This is a genomic window from Membranihabitans maritimus (assembly GCF_021729145.1).
GTDB lineage: Bacteria > Bacteroidota > Bacteroidia > Chitinophagales > Saprospiraceae > Membranihabitans > Membranihabitans maritimus.
Genome location: NZ_JAJSLW010000030.1, coordinates 1 through 23,324, shown reverse-complemented (window position 1 = coordinate 23,324; position 23,324 = coordinate 1). Strand labels below are relative to the sequence as shown.

Sequence of the window (23,324 nt, the reverse complement as noted above, 5' to 3'; positions counted from 1 at the left end):
TAATTAATCTGTAAAATACCTTAATCCACTTTTCTGAATTCAAGTAACTCTGCACCGGTAGAGCTTTGTAAAGAAAGGGTCAGTCCTTCCCTGACAAAATGGGAAGACCTGGAGAGGGCCTTTTGGAAAGCATCAGCCGTTTCCATTTGATCAACACACATTTTTCGAGTTGATAACAGGTTTCCAAAGGAAATATCTTCCAGGGACAAGTTTTGTACCGGTCCATTGTAATTATTGCACCCATCAAAACCATAGATTTTCATTTGGGTTAAATTTAATTCCAACCTGGGACGATTTGTGTCGCTTTCAACAGGCTTACCGTCTATATTCACTGCCACCCATATATCATTCAATGCAACTCTAGGGTCTTCTTGCTCATCAACGAATTCAATCAATTCATACTTTAAAGAAGAAGCATCTGCAGGAACATTTTCTCGGGGAATAACTTTTACTTTTATTTGTTGTAAGGCTCCGGACTTGAATTCAAGTCCGTCAATATCTGAATAAAAATATTCCCAGGACCCTTTACCTGGATTGGTATTTTTATTAATTAACAAACAACGTTTTTCCCCGGCACCAGCAGCACATTCAGTCTTAAATCCACTGATCCAAAAAGTAGAGGTCTGATAATCAGGTCCGCATGATAATAGAAGAGTAAAAGAAAAAATTCCAAAAATATATTCAAACATTTTCATCTCAGAAGGTTTATAATAGACATTATGAATACTGTTTTACAATTTCATTGACATCTGTATTAAAAACCATAATTCCTTCGATGTCAGTATCCATTTGTCCAATTAATTTACCATCTTTATTCCATATGGAAGACTTTCCGCAACTTACAAAATCATCGCAAAGCCCGATGCTGTTGGAAAGGGCGACTAGTAGATTGTATTGCTGTGCCTTCTCCGAAAAGTATTCCTCTGCCTCTTTCATTCCACTTAGCGACTTTGCAACACTAGCTAAATAAATATCTGCTCCGGATTCAACAGTCATACTAAAATGCTGAGGTTGAAAACATTCATAGCAAATTCCGGGGACAATTATTTCACCCTTTACAGCAATAGATAATTGCTGCTTCCCATTAACGAAATAAGGCTTTTCATCTTCATGCAATAGTTGTTTTGAATAGGTTTTTCGGGGTTGGTCTGGTTGGAAAATCACCATACTTATCCGAATACCGAAGTGGTCTTTTGTCGGCAACCCGGCGCCGATAGTTATAGTATTCTCATCACTTAATTTCTGTAGAACATCTAACCTTTTATCCTGTTGGTTACTGGCTAATCTTTTTGATATCGTGGGTTCATACCCTGTTAGTGATAATTCAGGGAAGAAAATCGCATCTGACCTTAATGAAATCGCGCGGTTAACCAACTTAGTATGCTTTTCTATATTAGCAGGAATGTTTCCAATAACGGGTTCTATTTGAGCAATTGCTATTTTCATTGCTATTTTTTTAGGCCCTAAAGTGGTTTGAGAACAAGTTCCTAAGATACTTGAAACAATAATTTTTACTATCCGTTAAAATAAAACTCCTCTGTCTAATTTGCATGTTCTTTCATCCATTTCCGTTGATCTCTTTTTGAAAGTTCCTGAAAAATAATGATGTTGGACATTTCGGCGCCATATTCCTGGTTATTTTCAAGTTTCATAGTCCCTTTTGAAGTTTGGAACGTTGGGGAAAAATACTGGTATTCGGCATTCGTATTAGACAATATAGATTCGTTCTTATCATCAAGAGATTTTAATATTAAATAATACGTTTTAAAGTATAAATCAATAGGATCGCCTTCTTCCGAATTTTCCAAAAGACCTAGCGGTGTTCCAGGAAATACTTTATCTCCGGGTTCAACAAATGTATGCGTGATAGCATTACTGGCATAGCTCGCAAATGTGCCGTCTTCATGCTCTACTAATATGTCCCTTGGTTCTACCGAACTACCAGATCTGTCATTGTAATTATTTTGATTTTCGACTGCTACAACCATACCTTTTCTGGAAGCAACTACGGTATCACCGTCTGGAAGTTTAAAGTGTAGTATTTGCCAGTCTTTCGGTTGAATTTTGTCCTTATAAGTCTTTTCTTCAAAATCTTCTATCACTTCAACCCCTACGTTCAATCCCGGTCTAAATGGCAAAGAATAAATAATAGAACTATCTACTGAAGGGTTTGGTATCCCCCTCGTACTGGATGTTTTATACGAGAAATTAATGCCCTTATATCTATCCTCTGGTTTAAGGGTTACCAACTTCCCAAATGGATCCTTTATAACCCCTTTGTATCCGGAGCTATAAGTATTATGTAAATGGTCAAATGTCAAAATAAAAAAATAACTACCTGGTTTACTTTTTCTATACTTTATAAATACACTACCTGATTTATTTTTATCATATGATATTTTAATCGGACCTTGCTGACTAAATAGTAAACAAGTACAAAAAATACTTAAAAAAGCAACTACAATAATTCTAAACCTGTTCTCCATAAAATGAAATTTTTTGCAATCTATTACATTGTTTTGTTGAATTACTGGGTAAAAAGTACTTTTTTTATTATATAACCTTCCGAGATATCAATTTTTATAAAATACAAACCCGGATTCACGTTCGGTCTTATTGATGTCAACCGAATCGGTGCTTCCAAAGGAATTTGACTGACAATCTTTCCTGAAGAATTAATTATATCGATATTCTTAATTGGTTTATCTCCGTTCCATTCTATAGTTATGTCTCCTTTAGAAGGATTGGGAAAGACCTTCAGATCAGATGATTTGATAAGTGGTTGATTGTTAGCACCGGTCATAATGTAACCATGGGTTAGCAAACGAATGTTGTCCTCAAAAGCCGCATCATATCTTTTGTTAGGAAATCCGGAATATATCACCAAGTCCCGGGTTTGATCAACAGACGAAATATACGGATCCGAGAAGACAGCGAAATTCGTATCGTATGATGCAGCATCATACGATAGTTCTATGGAGTCACTTATATATACATATGCTTTCGAACAATTGCTTGCTCCGAGTTGATTGGTTCCCGAACTCAAGATAAAAATGGTATCAGGTCCGTTATTGGAAACCGATAATCCTACTTTCCCCAATTCATTACTGTCTTTATATAGTGTATCTCCATTCATCACCTGGGACTCTCCAAGGTAGAATGAATCAATCAACCACACACTGTCGAGGGACAAATCCGGGCGATCCAAGCTTATTTCTTCCTGGTGATCGGGGTTGAAAAACTGGTAAAAGCCAAATTCCTGGCTTGTAGTATTCCTGTATTTTTCGGAATCCAATGTCTCAAAACTGACTCCTGTGGTTCCCGTCCTTCCCCAAATACCATTAGTGAATGGCCTCCAATTCAATTTTTCATTATAGTACGATCTGTAAAATAAAGAAACGGAGTCTGTCAGGTAAAATGAATCGATGTCGTACAAATAAAAATTATTCAAAGAGTCAATTCCTGCCACCTGGTTGCGAAACGGGTCCCAATGGATTCTCTCCAGGGATTGAGCAATAGGGAATTCCTTCCATGTGCTATCCTGGAAACGAAGAATTGAAGAATCCGTTAATGCAAATAGGATTCCGGCAGAATCCACTTCCTGTTCAAAACAACCCGTAGAAGTTAGGTCCAGAATAGGTTGCTCCATAACTATCGTATCGGATGCAAGATTGGTTTTATAGGATACTATAAGAGTATCCTGAAAGGTATAAATATCGTAGAGAAGGGGAACCAGATCCTGGTTTGAGGCATCAACGGGTGTTGAAAACAGTACATTATGTTCCATTATCCTATGATACAAAGTATCAGCAGTTTTGTACAGGATGGAACTTCCAAGCAAATAAAATTCCTCGATATTGAAACTACGCTCCCCGTAATTGAAAGAGTCAACCGCGACAAGATCCTCATCCAATGAATACAAAACCAACTGCGGACTGCCTACATCGTCGGCCAATCTTTGCTCTGTAAGAACCAGAAACCCCGTATCCGTCCTATTGATATCAACCACCTCTCCATAACTATTACCCGGCCAAAGCAAGGTTTTTTCACTCACAATATCCTGGTTTACAGAATCAACAAACCATACTTTTGCTATTTTACAACTGGATTCTGCCCCCCCGAGTACATATCCGCCTGATGCGTTTACAACGCTATTAAAATAAAAAGTTTGAGAATCTGCTTCGATATTTTCTATTTGCCCATGGACAAAAGGAACAAATAGGAAGTTTAATAAAATAAAAAGCAAATTTTTCACCACGATGATTTTTCAATTAATGTAAGAAAATGTTATTGAAAATTCAAAAATAGCACAACAATTTAACACGCCAATTACGCCTTCATTATAATTAAACAAGGTACATAAAGCTTACTTTTATATTCATTGTGGCTAATAATAGATAATACGTTGATGAAGACTCTTAAAATCAAAGAATTGTTAATTTCGTCTTAACAACATTTGTTTTCACAACATTTGAAATTGATTTAATTACTTATATTTGAACTATGAAAATAGAAGAAGCCATACAGCAAAAGAAGTTTAAAGACCCTCAAGCAAAGGCATGGATTAACCTTGTTTACACCCACAATCAACTAATGGGCCGGGTCAATCAGGTGATAAAAAAATTTGGGATAACACATCAACAATTTAATGTCCTCAGAATATTACGTGGAAGAGAAAACCGATCTGCTATTTGCAGTGAAGTAAAATCAGTTATGCTCGACAAAAATCCTGACGTAACAAGATTAGGAAATCGATTGGTCGCAAAAGAATTAATTACAAGAGGCGTTAATGAAAATAATAGAAGAGAAGTAGAATTATCCATTACGGAGAAAGGATTGGACCTTCTAAAGCAAATAGATCCGGAACTGAGTAATTATAATCAATTCCTCTACAACCTGACAGATGAAGAAGCAAATCAACTCTCTGATCTACTGGACAAATTAAGAAGCTAAAATTTTTTGAACAAATATTCGTTTAAACTATTAACAGTTAAACATATTTTATTTAAACACTATTTTACTATGACAACAAAGACCCAATACAACGCACTCCAGGAGCTTACTTCAAAAGACTTACACCTGAAGAACAAAATTGTCATGGCCCCTATGACGCGCTCCAGGGCCATTAATAACCTTCCCAATGATCTAATGGCAACATACTACGGCCAACGTGCTTCCGTGGGATTGATCATAACAGAAGGGACATCACCCTCTCCCAACGGATTGGGATATTCCAGTATCCCGGGGATATATTCGAATTTACAAACCGACAAATGGAAAAAAATTTCTACCACTGTACATAAAAAGGAAGGAAAGATATTTATGCAACTAATGCACACCGGTAGAATATCCCATAAAGAAAACATGCCCGAAGGTGCCAGAATATTAGCACCCTCAGCCGTTCGTCCTTCCGGTGAAATGTGGACTGACCAATCCGGTATGCAACCGTTTCCCATACCCGAAGCTATGAGCCTGGAAGATATCAATCAATCAATTAATGAATTTACGCAGGCTGCAGAAAACGCTATTAATGCAGGTTTCGATGGCATTGAACTTCATGGGGCCAACGGCTATCTCTTGGAACAATTTTTAAACCCGGAAGTAAATAAAAGGAATGATACTTTCGGAGGGAGCCTTGAAAATCGAATTCGATATGTATATGAAGTTACCAAAGCAGTAGTCCAAAGAATAGGGGCGAAAAAAGTAGGAATTCGTTTATCCCCTTTCAACACATTTAATGATATGCCTTTGTATGACAATGTTTACGAAACGTATCAACACCTGGTGGAAAAGCTCAATAGTCTTGACATAAATTACATCCATCTTGTAGAAGGCCCTTCATTGAATCAAGACAACGGACCTTCTCTATTGTCTAAAATACGCGAAATATTTTCTAATACTATCATTCTAAATGGTGGATATGACCTGGAACGTGCAGAACATGCTATTTCTTCCGGTCAGGCTGATTTGATTTCATTCGGCAGACCGCTAATATCAAATCCGGATTTTGTAGAAAGATTGAAAAACCAGTGGGATATCGCAGAAGCAAATCCTGCAACTTTTTACTCCCCTGGTGAAAAAGGATATACAGATTATCCCACATTCGACTAAAATAGAACCATATTGATAACTGATTCACCTGGCAGATAAAATTAAAGAGTGCCCTTCCGGGTGAATCGGCTTTCAACCACAACCTTGAGGCAACAACATGTTAACATTATCATAAAAAATGTTCTGCAGAACGAAAAACAACATCACATTTTGGGTCACAAACGTTATATGATTAGTTTAGGCGAATTATTTATTTGCCTATTAAATACACATAATTTTGGTTCCAGGTATTACTGAGATTTTATTTATTATGGTTACGATTGTTGTAATATTAACATTATTGCGATTGTTTGGCAAAAAAAGAAAGAATCAATAATTCTGTCTTCACTGCTTTTGAATAAAGCAAACTCAATATCTATCGTTACTTTTGCTCAATGCAACCACTAATCAGCATCATTACTCCTTTCAAGAACACAGGATCTTACCTTTTCGAATGCCTCGATTCAGTACTGGAACAGACATATCAGAATTGGGAAATGCTCCTCATTGATGATCATTCTTCAGATAATAGTGCCCAGATAGTTGCAGGATATTCAAAAATAAATTCTCGAGTCAAACTCACTAAAAACAATGGCGTCGGAATTATAGAAGCTTTGCGAACGGGGTATTCCCAAAGTGCTGGAAATTTTATTACGCGGATGGACAGTGATGATATAATGGCCCCGGAAAAATTGGACACACTCATTTCAGGATTGTTGGAATCCGGAAAAAGACACCTGGCTACGGGTAGAGTAAAATACTTTCGGAAAGACGGCTTAAGCAACGGCTATATCCATTACCAAAACTGGCTAAACAGACTCACCTCTGATGGAAGCAACTACTCAGAGATCTACAGGGAATGTGTCATTCCATCTCCTTGTTGGATGGTTTACCGGGAAGACCTTGAAAAATGCGGGGCATTTAAGCCCGACAGGTACCCGGAAGATTACGACCTGGCATTTCGATTTTATAAAAGAGGGTTGAAAGTCATACCTTGCACCCAAATACTACATTACTGGCGGGACTACAGCACCCGAACAAGCAGGACTGATGAACACTACGCTGCTAATTATTTTTTAGATATCAAGCTACACTGGTTTCTACAATTGGATTATAACCCGGACAGTCCCCTGGTGGTCTGGGGTGCAGGGAGTAAGGGCAAAGAAATTGCTCGGAAACTGATAGAAGGGGAAACCCCCTTTCAATGGGTCTGTAACAACCCCAATAAGATAGGGCATAAAATCTACGGCAAAGAAATGCTTCCTTTCGATTCAATTACAAATCTTGTTGATCCCCAAATAATAGTAACTGTAGCCAATAAAGATGCCCAACGGAACATACGGACCTTTTTCCATAAGCAAGGGATGAAACCAATGACTGATTATTTCTTCTTTTGCTGACCCAGGCTTTTTCGTAACGTCTTTAATTTGAAATTTGTCGTAATCTCCCATTTGCATTGTCGTAATAACACCGTTTTAATCTCAATTTTTGATTTCATCTTTACATTGTCAACAATATGTCTTTTTTTATGAGAAACTTTATCGTCTTATCAATGATTACATTAGATGGCGTGATGCAATCACCTGGAGGACCCGAAGAAGATTCTTCAGGAGGGTTCTTACACGGTGGCTGGGTCTTTCCTTATGGTGACGAATTGTACAACAAAGTAGTAACCGAAGAGATAAAGCCCGCTGAATATCTTTTGGGTAGAAAAACATTTGAGATCTGGGAGGAGTATTGGCCCTTTCATGTCAATGCCTGGCCGGGAATCAATGATGGCAAAAAATACATCTTGTCCGGAAGTAGAAAAAAATCTGATTGGAAAAACTCCGTTTTCCTGGAAAATATCACCGATATCCAAACAGTTAAAAACTCAGAGGGTCCCGATATTCAGGTTTGGGGGAGTAGCAGGCTCGTTCAATTACTCCTTGAAAATGACCTGGTTGATGAACTTCGGCTCAAAATTCACCCTTTAATCCTCGGTTCGGGAAGAAGGTTATTTACAAACAGTTCCATTCCGGCGGCATTTAACTTAACGGACAGCATAGTAACCTCTAAAGGCGTGATTATAGCCAATTATAAGCGAACTGGGGAAGTGAAAACTGGCTCCGTAGGAAGTTAAAAAACAAATACCATTTAGACGTAAAGACGTTGATATACCAAAAGGTTGTAATTTTTTACAAAAAAACACACAATTATGAAAAGCACGAAAATAACAGTTGAAGCAACAATTTCTGAAGGGGTTCAAAAAATCTGGGATTACTACACCCAACCCGCACACATTACTAACTGGAACTTTGCTTCTGACGATTGGTGTTGCCCAAGAGCAGAAAATGATTTAAGAGTAGGGGGAAAACTAAAATCCAGAATGGAAGCCAGGGATGGAAGTATGGGTTTTGATTTTGAAGCTATCTATGATGTAGTAAAAGATCAGCAGAAAATCAGCTATACCATGGCTGATGGTAGGAAATGTACCATCGAATTTGAAAGTCAGGATGGAGAGACAAAAGTCACTACAACTTTTGATGCTGAAAACCAAAATCCGTTAGATATGCAAAGAGATGGATGGCAAGCCATTCTCGACAATTTCAAATCGTATGTGGAAGCAAATTAAATGCGATCAAAAAAATATGGCAAAAGCATATCTGGCCAAAACCCGATATTATTAATTGGTTCAAACTATTCCTCTAATAAAAAACATTAAATCATGGCAACTAAAATTTTTGTTAATCTACCGGTAAGTGATCTTGAAAAATCAAAAAATTTCTTCGAAAACCTGGGGTTCACATTCAACCCCCAGTTCACAGATGAAAATGCGGCGTGCATGGTAATAAGTGAAAACATATTTGCTATGTTACTAACAGAAACCTACTTCAAAACTTTTACTAAAAAAGAGATTTGTAACGCCAAAAAAGCAACGGAAGTGCTTATTGCACTTGATGCCGGTTCCAAAGAAGAGGTAGACCAAATGGTCAAAAAAGCCGCGTCTATGGGTGGACAAATTTATTCCGAACCCCAGGACCATGGTTGGATGTACCAACACAGCTTTGCAGACCTGGACGGACATCAATGGGAACTGGCATTTATGGATGAAAACCAACTCCCCTGATCGTAGTTTTTAGGTACAAAAAACTAAAGGGATAAAAATGCCTGGGTTCACATTGTGGCTAATCCTATCCTGGCACTATTTGGCGATTTTGTTCCGTTTTACAATTGGAAAAACGGGTGCAAGAAAGGTGCCAAAAAACACCAATTACCTTTTTAAGCCTCACACCTGTATATATCAACAACACCAATATGAAAAAGAAAAAAATAATTTTTTGGGCAACTTCAGTTTTTATTTTCCTCTTTGAAGGGATGATGCCCTTAAGCACTTTATTATTTCAGCCTGAGTATTTTAATGCCGGCACAAAGCCGTTAGGCTATCCCGATTATTTTGCCTATACCCTTATTATTTTCAAAATACTGGGTTCAACGGTTTTAATTATACCCAGATTGCACCCAAAAATCAAAGAATGGGCCTACGCAGGACTTACCTTTAATTTAATATTTGCCGTTATAAGCCATATAATAGTTGACGGAAACATCAACTATATACTAATGCCCATTGTAATTGGATGCATACTTGCCACATCTTACATATATAACTCAAAAATTAATTCCAATGGTTAACCTACGTTATCTATGAAAATCCCTAATATATCCAGGGCCATTCAGGTGATCCCGAAAATTTTGGATTTGGTGTATTAATATTTTACTATATACCGCTGTGTCCTGACATTTTTCATTAGAAGATTACCCTAGATGTGGTTGGTTGTCAATGATTTATTTGCCATCAATCATGCCATGATTCATGAGGAACCTTGAATATAGAGGGTAATATTGTAAAGTTTGTATATTTATTTAGCAATGAGTCCATCAAGAACTACAATACCGTACTATAGGGAGATAAACGATTTTTTGGCCTCTACACCTTTTTCCAACAGAACAAATAATCCTGACCTTTTTTGTTTACGGATTGGGGGGGGCGATATGGTTAAAAAGTTTTACAAACCTCCTTTCAGAAGGGCCTTTTATTTCATCGGACTACTCAATAATGTTGAAAATTCACAAATTATTTATGACAACATGAGTGCGATAAACTGGAATTCGAGTTTAATATTCCAGGCTCCGGGGCTGATTTCCAGTTATCATCACCATGATTCGGCATATGGATATCTTATCTATTTTACGTTGAATTGTTTTTCTTTTCTTAAACCTGAATTAAAAAAAGAATTTCCTTTTTTCGATATCCGTCAAACAAATTTTTTTGGCCTTGAAGAGAAAAGGTTTAAAGAAATTACCCCACTTTTCGAAGATGTTTTTTTAAGTTATGAAAAATCGGCAGGAACACACCATCCCGCAACCAGTGCCAGGTTACTTGCTCTACTTTATGAACTAAAAGACTTTACGGATACCCGTAAATGGAAAGATCACCTGACTAACCCTCAGAGGGTATTATTAAAAAAATATACACAGCTCGTCAATAATAATTACATCGAAAAAAGGACAGTGGAAGAATACGCCGAAATGTTATCAGTTACCCCCAGGCACCTTTCCCATTCCATTAAAAAATCAACGGGGAAGAAGGCTCTATCCTTTATTAAAGAACGGATAGCCACCGAAGCTCAATCATTGATCCTTTACACTGATTTGAGCATTTCGGAAATTTGTTACCAACTCAATTTTTCTGACCCGGCCAATTTTAGTAAATTTTTTAAAAAGGAGGTTGGACTATCCCCCTCCCAATTCAGAAATCAGAGTATGTTTAAAAATTTATAGCCCCAAATCAAACATTAGTTCGCCTAATTATTATAAAACATGTAAATAAATACATTTGTTATTATAATTCCTTCATGAGTTCTTAGGCTCAGAACTTTGCGAGTCTTTGTGCAATTTTTTACCTATTCCCTGTCTGCAGTCGAAGACAGACCCACTGAGATTCCACATGGATGTGGAATCCAAAGAGCCTTCCAGAGGAGGGCAGGTTACGCAGATAATTTGTTAAATTTAGACAAGTTCTCAAAATTTCCGGTAAAATTTACAATGGGAAGCGACTTTTGAACAAGAGAAGCCATTTGTGTCAACGTACCTTTGTTTCAGAACGTAAAAAATGAGTATGAACACCGTTATTTCTAACGATGGCACCAAATTAGCATATAATATTTTCAGGAATGGCCCTCCTCTAATTTATATTACAGGCGCCACATGTTTTCGCAATTTCACACCGGTTTTATATGATTCTTCAGTATTTGCCACGGAATTTAAGGTCTACAATTATGATAGACGGGGACGCGGGGATAGTAAAAATAAATTACCCTATTCCCGCGAACGTGAACTTGAAGACATCATAGCACTTATCGACAAAGCCGGCGGAAAAGCAAGTCTCTACGGTCATTCATCCGGAGCCATTCTTGCACTGGAAGTAGCAATGATGATGGAAGATAAAGTCGAAAAAATAGCGCTGTATGATTGCTCGTATTCGCCTAATAAAAAAGAGCAAAATGAATTTATTAATTTGGGTAATAACCTACGTAAATATCTGGAACAAGGGAAATATGAAGAGGCCATCAACAGGTTTTATCTAGGGATAGGACTTCCCGCGGAAGCCTTTATATATTTCAGACAGTCTCCGGACTGGTCTACCATGGTAGCTCTGGCGCCAACTCTGGCTTATGATATCCGATTGGCCAGCGACATACCACCTGTTGAAAGCCTGGCAGATTTTAAGGTGCCAACCCATATTATCGTAGGTGAAAATAGCCCCCAATCCATATACAGCGTAGCTGATCAACTGAAAAAATCTATCACGGATGCCACCTTTACCAAGCTGAAGGGACAGGATCATATGCCTGACCCTGAATCGGTCTTGGGTGAATTAACAAAATTTCTAAAATGAAAACCATATTTGAAAATCAAGTACGGGATAAACTGATCGAAAGAATATCCAGACTAAGCGAAAAGGACGAAGCCGATTGGGGTAAAATGAATGTCTTCCAAATGGTTAAACACAACACCTATTGGAATGGCTGGATTTTAGGAACAGAAGACCACACCTATAGACAAGCTTTTCTGGGGAAGATATTTGGGAAGATAGCGCTGAGAAAAATGATAAAAGATGAAAAACCCCTAGACAAAAATGTTCCTACATCCGCTCAGTTCAAGGTGAAAGAAAAGACGGGGGATTTTAATGCTGAAAAAATAAAATGGATTTCACTTATCAGAGAATACGAGAACTTTGAGAACCCTAGATTCGTCCACGATTTTTTCGGAAAAATGTCAAATAAGCAAATTGGCATTTTAGTCTACAAACACACTGACCATCATTTACGACAGTTTAATGTTTAAAGCGCTGACACAGGGAAAAATATTGGTTCGACAAATTATTATATAAATAGCAATTGATCAAGTATTAGATTGGTTACAAATTCTTTATATATATTTTAAATGCCAAAGCATCCCATACTCACGGGACTATATTTATAGTGTCCTGGAGTACGCTGAACACCTACGGGCCCCTCAAAAATGTTCTTGCAGGACAAAGAATGAGTAGAATCTTTATATGGCTTGCCATAGCTATGCTGAAGAAGAAAAATTGAGAAGGGTCAAACCAAAAATCCAACGGGTAGTTGTCAATTCGGACATTGAAGATGTTCTTGAAACAGGTTGGAACCCCTTACACACTATCCTCTCCCTGCCCCGTTTGGTTTTGTCAATTATATTTTTTTCTGGACCCGGGGTAATCAAACCCTGTGTTTTGTAATAAGAAAAATTATAAATACCTTGTAAATTCAAATTTCTGCTCACGAACTTATTTTAGTACTTGGGAAAGCGAAAGAATCTCAGCAGAGAAGACATATTGAGAAAAAAAATTAAAAAGCGCGTTAAAAACCAGAGTGGTTTCTTAAAGCACGCTATAATTTATTTTATAATTCTCACTTTTTTCCTTGTTATGGCCACTTTTATCAGGGCAGAAGAATTTTTCATAGGTTTTGGCATGCCTATGTTTTTCTGGGCTATTGGTTTGTCCATACATTTTGCTTCCGCTTTTCTATTCAACCGGATTAATTCCTGGAAAGAAACTAAATACCAGGAAGAGCTCAATAGATTGCAACTGGACGACCCCACGGAAAGGGACCAAGAATATTACGAAGATTTTGAAGATGATCACTGGGATGATGAAGTTCAGTTCGATCTCAAAGAACTGGAACGGCAAAGGGAGTCGAGCGAGCGTAAAAAATGGGGAGAAGGGGATTTTGTTTAAGGTCTATTTGCCATTCGCAAATATTTCCATTTGCTCCTCGGGTATAAGCTTAAAGCTTTGACGGTGAAGTTGACAGGTTCCATATTTTACAATAGCAGATCGATGTTTTTGGGTAGGATATCCTTTATTATTAACCCAATCATACTGTGGAAATTCCTTATGATATTTTTCCATATACTCATCCCTGTATGTTTTTGCAAGAATGGAGGCCGCTGCTATATTCAAATACTTCCCATCACCTTTCACCACACATTCAAAAGGAATATTTTTATATGGCTTGAAACGATTGCCGTCGATTAATAATAATTCAGGTGGTTGTTGTAACTTCTGCAAAGCCAGGTGCATGGCCTCGAAAGAAGCCCAGAGGATATTGATTTCGTCAATTCGTGCTGGAGCCACAAAAGATACCGAATAATCATAAGCTTCGCCTTCGATAACTTTCCGGAGCTCATTCCGCTGCTTTTTTGTCAGCTGTTTGGAATCATTGAGCAATGGATGGTCAAATTCCGGGGGCAAAATAACTGCAGATGCAGCAACCGGTCCTGCCAGACAACCTCTACCGGCTTCGTCCAAACCCGCAATTTTTATGTTGTGATTTTCGGGATGATGTATTAATGCCATCTAATAAAGGTATACAAAAACCGGTAATATTACAATTTGTGCATTACGGTTTAATTGGCCGATAATTTCGTTGATAATTTCCTTAATTTTTTGTATTTTCCTGAGCATATAGAGTTTGTATAAATTACCAAATACTTTTCGGATTCAACCTTCATTCGGAATCTCAGGAGATCGTTGGGAAGGAGTTAAAAATCACAAAAAGATACGTTGGACAACGCGAAGGACCCAGGTGTGAACTCAGTCGAGCAGTTGTAAAATTCTAAACCTAACGATTCAAGTAGAAATTGAAATTAAATATGTTTTTATTATTCATTTAAAATAAATCCTCATACTATCGTTCAATTAATTGATATAAATTTTTAAAAACACTTTAATATCTTGTTTTCGTTTCATTATTAGAAAAAGAACAAATTTGATTTCAGACGAGAATGGTCTTTTAGGTAAATCTGGGACATATATCTAAAAATCTAAAGTAGTATTAAATTAAATTTGTCTTTTGGAGTCTAATATTGGATCTATTAATAAGTTTGAAAATTATCAACACTATGGCTCGAAAAATTTTATGGATTTTATTAATCGCTCTGGTTGTTATCCAGTTTATACCGGTAAATGATGACATTCCGCCATACGATGCGAATGATGACATATTCAATACAGAAGAGAGTTCCACAAAAGTTCAGACATTAGTCAAGGGCGCTTGTTATGATTGTCATTCATATGAAACAACTTACCCGTGGTACTACAAAATTGCCCCGGTAAATTTTTGGTTGCAAGACCATATTAATCACGGAAGGGACGAATTAAATTTCTCTACATGGGCCCAATATCCCGCAGACCGAGCCGCCCACAAGGCAGAAGAAGCGGTAGAACTAATAGAGGATAAAGAAATGCCTCTTACTTCTTACACCTGGGTCCATAAAAATGCCCGGCTTTCTGAAGATCAAAGAATGACCCTGGTAGGATTCTTTAAGGAACTACAGCAACAGGGAGGGCATTAAAATAAAAACGTAATACTTCTTTCGGTTTTATACAGTCCGTAATCCTTTATTTCTTCAGCTGTATCAAGAGGGATATAAGGAATAAATATATTGGAAGATGCCGTACAAAGTATCAGGTTGGATAAATTACTCCTGCGCTGATAGGGAGTTCTCAGCAGTGTCAACTTCTGCAATTTTTCCCATTTGACTATAAAATGTCTTCTACCCCACACTCCTTTTTTAATAATAATATACTCAGGTAAAAGCCAGATATGGAAATTCCTGGCAAACCATATATTGTGAAATATAAAATAAACCGGTATCAAGAAAGAGAAATAAAAAAGATAGGGATGCACCCAATAGCTCAATATAATCAGTGCTAAAGAAAGGGGAAGTTTTACAAAAATAAAATTTCTGGCAATGTAGGATTTGTCTATTTGTGTGGGCTGGCCTAGGTAACTGCTAATGGAATTATTATATCTCATATTTGCTTCGTGGTCACCTTCCATATTATTTTCACCCCTTTTGAGAAAGTCCACTTTATGGTATGGTGATATTAACTCCGGAAGCATCCCTTCATCAAAAAATGGAACAATAGCATCTGCCCCCAATGTCCTCCGTGAACCTGCATATTTATAATTCAACGTATAAATCCCCAGTCGACGACGGATTAAATTAGTATACCAGGTAATATATTGAATCTTCCTTTTGGGGATGATGGTTTCGAATTTATTAATCAACCCTCTTTGGATAAAAATCTCTGACGTCCTCATAATCAATTTATATTTGAACAACCCGAGTATCCGGTTGAAAAATATAAGCGAAGAAGAAAAACTTCCGATAAGTAGCATATACAACAATACATAAGAAATGGTTACATCTGCCTTTCCTCCCTCAACATCTATTGCATCATAGTCTCCAAACAACAATTGGAATATCAGGGCAAAATTAAATTGGCTAAGGTCCGTCATGGCATACAACCGGTAGATCAAAATACCCGTAAGAACAATAGGCAAAAACACCCAAAGCAGATTTTCTGTTACTGCATACCGGGTAATTTGTTTATTGGTAAGTTCATATCGATAAACATCTTCCTCCTCTTCTTTTGCTGCCATTTCCGGGTCTTCTTCCCTGATTTGGGATTTGAGGGTCTGAACCCTTTGCTTAAGCTGGAATGCTTCTTCTTTTCTCACTCCTCCGACCTCTACCTCTACATCACTTTCCCCGATAGTATCCACTTTTACAAGATAAATATTCAACATTCGATACAACCAATTTTGTTCTACCTGTACCGATTGAATTTTATCGATAGGGATACTCTTTTTCTCCCTTCTGATCCACCCCCTATGGATCATCATATAATCTTCTGTTAGTTGATATTTAAACTTCCTGTATTCCATCACCCCTGAAATAATGACTAGAAATGCCGGAATAACATTGAACAGAAAGTCCAGGAAAAGATCAAAACTATTAAATATTGAAATCTCTTCAGCGCGATTATACGCACGGTACGCAAAATACAATATAATAAGTGCATAACTCCGGATAGCGGAAATGATCTCCACAAAAACCGCTGGCCTGGCAAGCCGTTTCCACAGGTTATTCTCCATTCTTCATTTCCTTGTTTAGTTGATCAACCTTGTCATTGATCATAGTCTGCAAAGACTGTGCTACTTCCGGCCTTAGCCCATTAATGACAATATCGTCTCCCGCCGCTGAAACTACAATTGTAGCGAAATTGAATAAACGCTCCAGCATACTTTCTGAAATTTTGCAGTGTTGGATCCTACGGAATGGCAAGTACTGTCGGGTCCTAAAAATCAACCCCCTGCGATAGGACACATCCTGCTCCCTCACAGCATATCCCCTTTGGCGAAATTCCAACCAAACATATATTCCCCAAAGAAGTATAAGTAGTAAAAACCCTCCTGTAATTACCGTTTTCCACAAAAAAGTCATGGAAGATAAAAGCACAAATAACGCCACTAAGACACCACCAACAATAAAAAAGATCAATACGGAAGTTAATCGGACATAAAGATATTCTGATTCCACAGGCGTAAAATCTTCGGCACCGGCCCTTGGAAGGGATTCCGGGTCCACCCAACGATTGGAAAAAGACGGTTGTTCTATCATTTTTTTAACTATTTCAAGGTCGGTCCGAATTTATAAACTTTTGATAGTACTCAAAAAAATCATCTACTTTTGCATCATCCCATGCTGCCGGCTTCCCTTCTCCCTTACTAATATATATAGTCCTTGAAGGAAACGCAAAAGCAACATCCATCGATTCCGCCAATTTCAATATACCAAAATTGAGATCTTCTTTCACTTTTTGTTCCTCTGCATAATCATTGGTAAAAATCCGGGCCCTGAACATAATCGATAGACTCGAGTCACTAAAGGTAGTAAAACGAACCCAGTAATTTTCATGATCTGTTTTAGGGTGAGTAAGTATTAATTTTTTAATGCCTTCAAGAAAAGACTCAAGAGTTTGAGCAGGGGTATCATATTCCACACCTATGGTAGTATTGTACAGTCTGAATTGCCGAACCCCCATATTCGTCACGGCACTATTCACTATATTACCATTGGGAATAGAAATTAAAGAACTATCTACTGTCCTGATCTTTGTCGTTCGAAACCCCACTTCTTCAATGGCACCTTCTATGCTTCCATTGACGACCCAATCGCCTACCTGAAAAGGCCTGTCCAAAAATATAGTTACCGAACCCAGAAGGTTCTTAACCGTATCTTGTGCTGCCAGTGCAATAGCCAAACCACCAAGTGATACCCCGGCAATAAGCGCCGTGACATTTACGTCCATCAATCGCAAAACCTGGATCACTCCCAATGTAAGTACTATGAGCTTTAATATACTATCAATGATAGGGACTAACTGATCGTCAGAAAGGCTATCAGTGCGCGATGTCCATTTTTCAATATAAATGGTTATGAAATTCACCAGTTGGATAAACAATAAAACAAATAAAACCGTAATTGCTATCCTTAAGCCAACAATCATAAAGCGGCTCACCTCTATTGGAAATTGCAGTAAAGCAATGACTACCCTGAATAAAGTAAATACAAAGATCAAACTCATGATCTTAATAAATTTACTGGATTTTTCCTTCAATTTAATAGCCAGCAAGCTGTCTTTGAATCGGTTAGTAATAAAATTAAATAACCGCCTTACGGCCCATTTGAATAACCAATAAGACAAAAAACATAATAACAAAGCGCAAATAAGTCCGTAAATCTGCCAAACAAAAATACCGAGAAACTTGGTGCCGGATTTGCTGGGCAACAGGTTAATCAGGTAGCTGGTGCCAAATGGATACGCACTGCGGTGCAAGCTCGCAATATTTCCAACGGTTTCTTCGGAATATACCCATACCCCATTTTCCTTTGTGAGGTAAACCGAGGGCAACTTCTCCGGAAAAAGAACATAGTTCTGTTGATTCGTTGTCGAATCCGTAAAGTTTCTTTGGTTGGGTAATTTATTCATGTAGACATACAGCCCCATCCCATCCAATACTTGTTTTAATTTAATGGCATTCTCTACAGCTTGTGCGCTATCTTCAGTATATTTCTTAAATGGTAACGATGCCTTTTCCGGTTCATACGTATCGCTTTGTAGAAAATACAAATGTGTCTTTACGGCATCGTAAGGACTGGACAAATTGGGTTGATAATCTTGCCCGCGAACAACCTCCACATTTAGAAGTAAAATAAAAAACACCCACCATAAGCATGGGATAAAAAATCTAAAACTATTCATCGAATAATTACTTGTGTTTATCTTAAAAACCATCAAATTAATCATTTTCTTTTCTTCGCACTGCAACAAATGGCTAGTTTGCACCGTCTATTAGATAACTCTGCGATCATTATATTATAAAAATTATGACAGAAAATCACAATTGTAAAATGAAATAACAGATTTACAAGAATATTTATTAATTTTTTAAAACTACCAGCTATGAAATTTTTTAAATCAATCGCAACTACCATCCTCTTTGCATTTTTTATTTCTGCCACAGTAAATGCAGCTACGACGTATGACCTTAATAATCAACTACGGGAATCCGTTCAGAAAATGTTGGAAAAACCCGATTTTGATAAAGTGGTTGACGAAAGTGTAAGAATATCTTTCTTTGTAACCACAGACGGGGAAATCGTAGTACTCAAAACGGACTCCAGGACTAAGTCAATTGACAAATATATCAAAGCCCGTCTTAATTATAAAAAGACGCAGGCTGAAGATGTGGAAGCCAACAGGGTTTACAATATGAAGGTACACTTCAAGACTCAGTAAGCCTTTATTTCAAATATATCTTACAAAATATACCGATACCCCCGCTCGCCGGGGGTATATGGAAAAGAAGTTAAGTCAGTAACAATCTTTTCATGCCAAAAGTCATTCCGCAAAAGAGCGGAATGGCTTTTACTTATGGGGAGAATTACATGCCATTTCCAATTTTATTTTTACCTTTCATGTATTATACTTAGAAACCGTATACAAAGTACATGTGCATGAATGTTTTAAAACAAATTACATATCTATCCGTCCTGACTTTAGTAATCAGTTGCAATCAATCGAAAGATACGCAATCTGCCACGAGAAGATCCAACCCTAATGTTGTCTTCATCCTGGCTGATGACCTCGGCTACGGAGACTTGAGCTTTACCGGCCAAAAAAAATTTAAAACCCCCAATATTGACCGGCTGGCTCAGGAAGGGCTTTTCCTTTCACAGATGTACTCCGGAAGTACTGTTTGCGCACCCTCGCGGTCCGTACTCATCAGCGGTCAACATACGGGTCACACTTATGTGCGGGGCAACAAAGAAGTAAAGCCCGAAGGCCAACACCCGATCCCGGATTCCCTATTTACACTATTTGAGTTCTTCAAAAGCCAGGGATATGCTACCGGCGCATTTGGTAAATGGGGTCTCGGATATCCCGGCTCAGAAGGGGACCCTATGAATCAGGGCGTAGACCGTTTCTATGGTTTCAATTGTCAACGTATAGGCCACAATTACTACCCCTATTACTTATGGGATAATGATAAAAAAGTAGATTTACCCGGGAACAAGGGATCAAATGAAAACGATTATGCCCCTGGATTTATCCAACAGGCTTCCATCGAGTTTATCAAAGAAAATAAGGACCAACCCTTTTTTATGTTTCGCCCCACTATTATTCCCCACGCTGAATTGAGAGCACCAAAGGATTACATAGACAAGTACATAGGGAAATTCGGGGAAGAAACGCCCTATGAAGGGGTCGATAGTGGCGAACGTTATAAAAACGGCGGATATGGCTCCCAGGAATACCCCCATGCTGCTTTTGCTGCCATGGTAGAAGTTTTGGATGACTATGTCGGGGAAATAGTACGCGTACTCGATTCTTTGGGGATTCGGGACAACACCCTAATTATTTTTTCTTCGGATAACGGGCCACATATGGAAGGAGGCGCAGATCCGGACTTCTTTAATTCAAATGGACAGTATAGAGGCTATAAAAGAGATCTTTACGAAGGAGGAATACGTGTACCTACGATATTTAATTGGCCGGGCACGGTTCAACCCGGTTCTACAGACCTAACCTCTGCTTTCTGGGATATTTACCCCACGATATTAGAATTGACTGGCCAACAAAACAAGCCCCACCCAATGGATGGAATTTCTTTAGTACCTATCCTTACTGGTAATGAAGAGAACCAGAAAGTTCACGATTACCTGTACTGGGAATTCCACGAACGTGGAGGGAGAATTGCGGTGAGAAAAGGTGATTTCAAATTAGTTCATTACAACGTACTTAAACCGGATGAAGAAAAGATCCAACTCTTCAATATTGCCCAGGACCCAGGGGAAAAGAACGACTTGTCTGAAGACCATCCGGAAATAGTAATGGAACTAACAGAAATTGCTAAAAATTCCCGAACGGAATCCGAAGTATTCCGCTTCCGGTCAGAAATGTTTCAGGGGGGAAAGTAGTAAAATACTTAGAAAACCACTTTTTTACAAGCTGAAATCAATGAGTATTTGACTACTTAAATGAAATGAGAGGTGAATCGGCAAGGTAAAGCCCGTCCTTCTGCAATTCTCTTACTCTTTTCCATTGGGAGACCTAATAAGGGTTTATTTTTGTGCCATAATGATTGCAGAACCTTCTAACATTTTTTTCAATCGAAATAAGCTCCCTGACTACAATTAAAAGAATACAGGATGAAATAACTATAATGCTTATTTATAGTCAAAAGACAGATGTTCATATTTATAGAAGTTAGTGGAATGAAACTTTGTATATTCAGGATACGATTCACACTCAAATCAATACTAATATTGTTGAATGAATAAACATGTAAAATTCTATATTTTCAATTTGGTTCTAATTACTTTATTAACCGCTTTATTATTCCTTTTTTCAAAGGGATCCGGCTCCAGATATCCCCTGGAAAGTTTCGGTATTTCACTGCTAATAACAATTCCTATAATCTATTTCCAATATCCTATTCTCCTTCTCAGGAAAAACTGGGCCTACAAATCTTTGATTTTTTACCTAAGTATGATTCTTTTTTTATGGATATTCGGAGTAATAACAGGATGGAATCAAAAAGTTGGAAACAGTGATCCAGGAACCTGGATCGCTCGATTAGACGCCGGAATTAGGATGATACTATACGGGCAAGTTTTCGGCGGATTTTTATCCTTTATTATCATTACGCTCCTGAACTATACCTGGAAGGAAAAACTTTTCGAAAAACACTGAAGGAATTCCTTTTTATCCTGACCAAAACATACAAAATGAGCCGCAAAGTCCAAACGGCTAACTAAATGACAAACCAATATTCGCATCAAAGAAAATCCGGACTTTGCAATCCGGATTATTCTATAGATTAACCTCATACTTAAGTTCCAACATGTATGGAATTCAAAAATTAAATATAGCTACTGCGCTGTATAAATGTTATAGTAATATTTTAATTTTCATGTAGAAATATTATTATGCTTTACAAGTGAAACAGCTAAATAAACTTTTCAAAATAAAAAAGTGGAGCCTTTTAAAGGACCCCACTTAATTTCTAAAACTATACTTCAGAATATCGAGTAGAACTCAGGACCAATTAATTCTTTCTATCTCTACTCCACTTTCACCATCCGTTTCGTAGCCGTATACTTATCCGTATCCAACTGATAATACATCACGCCCGTAATCGGTAATTCGTGCTGCGCTACCTGGACTTCATTGTATCCCTTCTTGTATTCACCCTCAAATTCCTTCAATACCTTGCCCGTCACATCGTATATCGTCAACCGCGCATCCGTATCTTCCGGCAAGTCAAAACCAATTACCGTATACCCGTCAAACGGATTCGGACGGTTTTGGTGTAATTTAAAGCCGTCTCCGATCTCACGGTTCCCTACTTCAAAATCATCCATTGGGTCCGGTCCTCGCGATACTACATCCGGCTCTGTACATTCCGGGTCTACCTGTACTATGATCTCCTGTACATGCGTGATCCGTGAATCCTGATCACACCAGTCTATAAATTCCCAGGTACGCTCTACCTTATACATACCACTCGCATCCAGGATGCGACTCACTTTGTCTTCATGACCGATTGCCACAGCATTACACAATGCGCCTTCCAGGTGCGGCAACAACGTCGCATCTCCCGTCAAACTCGTCGGTAAATTGTTCACCGTCACTTCACTCGCTACACACAGGGCTTCTGTCTTCGTACCTATATCCGACGGCAAGTCAAACATGCTCAATCTTACTTCACAGGCCGGTTCTACATAGATCACTTGCTCTACTTCTTGTGGAGGTGTCGCATGTGGTCCGCACCCGCCCTGGATGAAGAACCTACGCGTGATGGTTCCGTAACCACAATCATCCAAATCAATCCACACATCCTGCTCACACGTAGCACTGCAGTTTACCCCAATCACTCCGTTGTATCCCGCTTCACGTATCGTATCCAGGTAGCTTTCCTTGCGCACTTTCGTGATCCAGGCAATCGTGCCATCGTGCAAGGTATCTGCGATCTTCTCTGTCACCGATTTCTCCTCGCATACTACTGTGCTGTAGTAAAACTGAAGGACACTGTCACCAAATACATTCCCCTCTATGTCCGTAGGCTGTCCCTGGTTGTTTACCCACGTCTTGATATACTTACCAAACGCTTCATCCAATGACGCATACACACCTGACGTATCCGAAATGCTTCCGCCTACAGCGTTGTACGATGCCGCTTCTTCCACTACGTCTTTGTAGAACAGGTTATACGCTTCACATGATATGGTAAGGTCTTCCAATTCTTTAG

24 protein-coding genes are annotated in these 23,324 nt (G+C 38.3%); 15 read left to right on the top strand and 9 right to left on the bottom strand.

The features are described 5' to 3' along the window. Window positions 1–20: 20 nt before the first annotated feature. The 4 genes from LVD47_RS22140 to LVD47_RS22125 all read right to left on the bottom strand — a co-directional run bounded on the left by LVD47_RS22140 (window position 21) and on the right by LVD47_RS22125 (window position 4,255). The gene (locus LVD47_RS22140; RefSeq protein WP_236980742.1) at window positions 21–695 is read right to left on the bottom strand and encodes a DUF4377 domain-containing protein; all 675 of its coding nucleotides are present in this window, start codon (window positions 693–695) and stop codon (window positions 21–23) included. A gap of 22 nt (window positions 696–717) precedes the next feature. Then, on the bottom strand, window positions 718–1,446 hold the full coding sequence (locus LVD47_RS22135; RefSeq protein ID WP_236980740.1) for a carbon-nitrogen hydrolase family protein: 729 nt from the start codon (window positions 1,444–1,446) through the stop codon (window positions 718–720). Between the two features lie 95 nt (window positions 1,447–1,541). Further along, window positions 1,542–2,486 carry a M23 family metallopeptidase gene (locus LVD47_RS22130; protein ID WP_236980738.1) on the bottom strand — a complete coding sequence of 315 codons (945 nt, stop codon included), beginning with the start codon at window positions 2,484–2,486 and terminating at the stop codon, window positions 1,542–1,544. 41 nt (window positions 2,487–2,527) lie between these two features. Further along, complete coding sequence (locus LVD47_RS22125; protein ID WP_236980736.1) at window positions 2,528–4,255, bottom strand: T9SS type A sorting domain-containing protein; 1,728 nt, start codon at window positions 4,253–4,255, stop codon at window positions 2,528–2,530. A gap of 248 nt (window positions 4,256–4,503) precedes the next feature. Between LVD47_RS22125 and LVD47_RS22120 the strand changes: the two genes are divergently transcribed. The 11 genes from LVD47_RS22120 to LVD47_RS22070 all read left to right on the top strand — a co-directional run bounded on the left by LVD47_RS22120 (window position 4,504) and on the right by LVD47_RS22070 (window position 13,393). Next, the gene (locus tag LVD47_RS22120; RefSeq protein WP_236980735.1) at window positions 4,504–4,953 is read left to right on the top strand and encodes a MarR family winged helix-turn-helix transcriptional regulator; all 450 of its coding nucleotides are present in this window, start codon (window positions 4,504–4,506) and stop codon (window positions 4,951–4,953) included. A gap of 69 nt (window positions 4,954–5,022) precedes the next feature. Further along, entirely contained in the window at window positions 5,023–6,111 is a 1,089-nt protein-coding gene (locus LVD47_RS22115) for an alkene reductase (protein WP_236980734.1), read from the top strand. Between the two features lie 374 nt (window positions 6,112–6,485). After that, on the top strand, window positions 6,486–7,490 hold the full coding sequence (locus LVD47_RS22110; RefSeq protein WP_236980733.1) for a glycosyltransferase family 2 protein: 1,005 nt from the start codon (window positions 6,486–6,488) through the stop codon (window positions 7,488–7,490). A gap of 128 nt (window positions 7,491–7,618) precedes the next feature. Beyond that, on the top strand, window positions 7,619–8,212 hold the full coding sequence (locus LVD47_RS22105) for a dihydrofolate reductase family protein (protein ID WP_236980732.1): 594 nt from the start codon (window positions 7,619–7,621) through the stop codon (window positions 8,210–8,212). Window positions 8,213–8,287: 75 nt separating this feature from the next. Beyond that, window positions 8,288–8,704: an SRPBCC family protein gene (locus LVD47_RS22100; RefSeq protein ID WP_236980731.1), complete on the top strand. Its 417-nt coding sequence runs from the start codon at window positions 8,288–8,290 to the stop codon at window positions 8,702–8,704. Window positions 8,705–8,797: 93 nt separating this feature from the next. Next, window positions 8,798–9,199 (top strand): VOC family protein, encoded by a 402-nt coding sequence (locus LVD47_RS22095; RefSeq protein WP_236980730.1) that lies wholly within the window; start codon window positions 8,798–8,800, stop codon window positions 9,197–9,199. A 188-nt stretch (window positions 9,200–9,387) separates the two neighbouring features. Continuing rightward, window positions 9,388–9,762, top strand: a complete 375-nt coding sequence (locus LVD47_RS22090) for a DoxX family protein (RefSeq protein ID WP_236980728.1) — start codon at window positions 9,388–9,390, stop codon at window positions 9,760–9,762. Between the two features lie 237 nt (window positions 9,763–9,999). Continuing rightward, on the top strand, window positions 10,000–10,911 hold the full coding sequence (locus tag LVD47_RS22085; protein WP_236980727.1) for a helix-turn-helix domain-containing protein: 912 nt from the start codon (window positions 10,000–10,002) through the stop codon (window positions 10,909–10,911). Window positions 10,912–11,248: 337 nt separating this feature from the next. Next, complete coding sequence (locus tag LVD47_RS22080; protein WP_236980725.1) at window positions 11,249–12,028, top strand: alpha/beta fold hydrolase; 780 nt, start codon at window positions 11,249–11,251, stop codon at window positions 12,026–12,028. Then, the gene (locus LVD47_RS22075; RefSeq protein ID WP_236980723.1) at window positions 12,025–12,477 is read left to right on the top strand and encodes a DUF1569 domain-containing protein; all 453 of its coding nucleotides are present in this window, start codon (window positions 12,025–12,027) and stop codon (window positions 12,475–12,477) included. The genes LVD47_RS22080 and LVD47_RS22075 overlap by 4 nt, the downstream gene beginning before the upstream one ends. A 475-nt stretch (window positions 12,478–12,952) precedes the next feature. Beyond that, window positions 12,953–13,393, top strand: a complete 441-nt coding sequence (locus LVD47_RS22070; protein ID WP_369427830.1) for a 2TM domain-containing protein — start codon at window positions 12,953–12,955, stop codon at window positions 13,391–13,393. 3 nt (window positions 13,394–13,396) lie between these two features. On the opposite strand, the gene rnhB is transcribed toward LVD47_RS22070, so the two are convergent. After that, the gene (gene rnhB / locus LVD47_RS22065) at window positions 13,397–14,014 is read right to left on the bottom strand and encodes a ribonuclease HII (protein ID WP_236980721.1); all 618 of its coding nucleotides are present in this window, start codon (window positions 14,012–14,014) and stop codon (window positions 13,397–13,399) included. A gap of 545 nt (window positions 14,015–14,559) precedes the next feature. On the opposite strand from rnhB, the gene LVD47_RS22060 reads away from it, so the two are divergent. Beyond that, window positions 14,560–15,012, top strand: coding sequence for a heme-binding domain-containing protein (locus tag LVD47_RS22060; RefSeq protein WP_236980719.1), 453 nt, complete (start codon window positions 14,560–14,562; stop codon window positions 15,010–15,012). On the opposite strand, the gene LVD47_RS22055 is transcribed toward LVD47_RS22060, so the two are convergent. From LVD47_RS22055 to LVD47_RS22045, 3 genes are read right to left on the bottom strand one after another with little or no spacing between them, the layout of a single operon-like run. Next, window positions 15,009–16,601 carry a PH domain-containing protein gene (locus LVD47_RS22055; RefSeq protein ID WP_236980717.1) on the bottom strand — a complete coding sequence of 531 codons (1,593 nt, stop codon included), beginning with the start codon at window positions 16,599–16,601 and terminating at the stop codon, window positions 15,009–15,011. The genes LVD47_RS22060 and LVD47_RS22055 overlap by 4 nt on opposite strands. Further along, window positions 16,591–17,127: a PH domain-containing protein gene (locus LVD47_RS22050; RefSeq protein WP_236980715.1), complete on the bottom strand. Its 537-nt coding sequence runs from the start codon at window positions 17,125–17,127 to the stop codon at window positions 16,591–16,593. The genes LVD47_RS22055 and LVD47_RS22050 overlap by 11 nt, the downstream gene beginning before the upstream one ends. Window positions 17,128–17,140: 13 nt before the next feature. Continuing rightward, a complete protein-coding gene (locus LVD47_RS22045) occupies window positions 17,141–18,772 on the bottom strand; it encodes a mechanosensitive ion channel family protein (protein WP_236980713.1) in 1,632 nt (543 codons plus the stop codon). A gap of 201 nt (window positions 18,773–18,973) precedes the next feature. On the opposite strand from LVD47_RS22045, the gene LVD47_RS22040 reads away from it, so the two are divergent. From LVD47_RS22040 to LVD47_RS22030, 3 genes are all read left to right on the top strand, one after another. Beyond that, entirely contained in the window at window positions 18,974–19,309 is a 336-nt protein-coding gene (locus LVD47_RS22040; RefSeq protein WP_236980711.1) for a hypothetical protein, read from the top strand. A 218-nt stretch (window positions 19,310–19,527) separates the two neighbouring features. After that, entirely contained in the window at window positions 19,528–20,991 is a 1,464-nt protein-coding gene (locus LVD47_RS22035) for an arylsulfatase (protein ID WP_236980709.1), read from the top strand. A gap of 571 nt (window positions 20,992–21,562) precedes the next feature. Then, complete coding sequence (locus LVD47_RS22030) at window positions 21,563–21,766, top strand: hypothetical protein (protein WP_236980707.1); 204 nt, start codon at window positions 21,563–21,565, stop codon at window positions 21,764–21,766. 371 nt (window positions 21,767–22,137) lie between these two features. Here LVD47_RS22030 and LVD47_RS22025 read toward each other — a convergent pair. Beyond that, the coding region (locus tag LVD47_RS22025; RefSeq protein ID WP_236980705.1) for a T9SS type A sorting domain-containing protein at window positions 22,138–23,324 on the bottom strand (1,187 nt) is incomplete at its 5' end.

Bases quoted from the DNA above. Each gene is read 5' to 3' on its own strand.
- LVD47_RS22040 (WP_236980711.1), top strand. From the start codon at position 18,974: ATGAAATTTTTTAAATCAATCGCAACTACCATCCTCTTTGCATTTTTT.
- LVD47_RS22035 (WP_236980709.1), top strand. From the start codon at position 19,528: ATGAATGTTTTAAAACAAATTACATATCTATCCGTCCTGACTTTAGTA.
- LVD47_RS22080 (WP_236980725.1), top strand. From the start codon at position 11,249: ATGAACACCGTTATTTCTAACGATGGCACCAAATTAGCATATAATATT.
- LVD47_RS22090 (WP_236980728.1), top strand. From the start codon at position 9,388: ATGAAAAAGAAAAAAATAATTTTTTGGGCAACTTCAGTTTTTATTTTC.
- LVD47_RS22095 (WP_236980730.1), top strand. From the start codon at position 8,798: ATGGCAACTAAAATTTTTGTTAATCTACCGGTAAGTGATCTTGAAAAA.
- LVD47_RS22060 (WP_236980719.1), top strand. From the start codon at position 14,560: ATGGCTCGAAAAATTTTATGGATTTTATTAATCGCTCTGGTTGTTATC.
- LVD47_RS22120 (WP_236980735.1), top strand. From the start codon at position 4,504: ATGAAAATAGAAGAAGCCATACAGCAAAAGAAGTTTAAAGACCCTCAA.
- LVD47_RS22085 (WP_236980727.1), top strand. From the start codon at position 10,000: ATGAGTCCATCAAGAACTACAATACCGTACTATAGGGAGATAAACGAT.
- LVD47_RS22100 (WP_236980731.1), top strand. From the start codon at position 8,288: ATGAAAAGCACGAAAATAACAGTTGAAGCAACAATTTCTGAAGGGGTT.
- rnhB (WP_236980721.1), bottom strand. From the start codon at position 14,014: ATGGCATTAATACATCATCCCGAAAATCACAACATAAAAATTGCGGGT.
- LVD47_RS22140 (WP_236980742.1), bottom strand. From the start codon at position 695: ATGAAAATGTTTGAATATATTTTTGGAATTTTTTCTTTTACTCTTCTA.
- LVD47_RS22115 (WP_236980734.1), top strand. From the start codon at position 5,023: ATGACAACAAAGACCCAATACAACGCACTCCAGGAGCTTACTTCAAAA.
- LVD47_RS22105 (WP_236980732.1), top strand. From the start codon at position 7,619: ATGAGAAACTTTATCGTCTTATCAATGATTACATTAGATGGCGTGATG.
- LVD47_RS22045 (WP_236980713.1), bottom strand. From the start codon at position 18,772: ATGAATAGTTTTAGATTTTTTATCCCATGCTTATGGTGGGTGTTTTTT.
- LVD47_RS22075 (WP_236980723.1), top strand. From the start codon at position 12,025: ATGAAAACCATATTTGAAAATCAAGTACGGGATAAACTGATCGAAAGA.
- LVD47_RS22050 (WP_236980715.1), bottom strand. From the start codon at position 17,127: ATGATAGAACAACCGTCTTTTTCCAATCGTTGGGTGGACCCGGAATCC.
- LVD47_RS22110 (WP_236980733.1), top strand. From the start codon at position 6,486: ATGCAACCACTAATCAGCATCATTACTCCTTTCAAGAACACAGGATCT.
- LVD47_RS22030 (WP_236980707.1), top strand. From the start codon at position 21,563: ATGATTCTTTTTTTATGGATATTCGGAGTAATAACAGGATGGAATCAA.
- LVD47_RS22135 (WP_236980740.1), bottom strand. From the start codon at position 1,446: ATGAAAATAGCAATTGCTCAAATAGAACCCGTTATTGGAAACATTCCT.
- LVD47_RS22055 (WP_236980717.1), bottom strand. From the start codon at position 16,601: ATGGAGAATAACCTGTGGAAACGGCTTGCCAGGCCAGCGGTTTTTGTG.
- LVD47_RS22130 (WP_236980738.1), bottom strand. From the start codon at position 2,486: ATGGAGAACAGGTTTAGAATTATTGTAGTTGCTTTTTTAAGTATTTTT.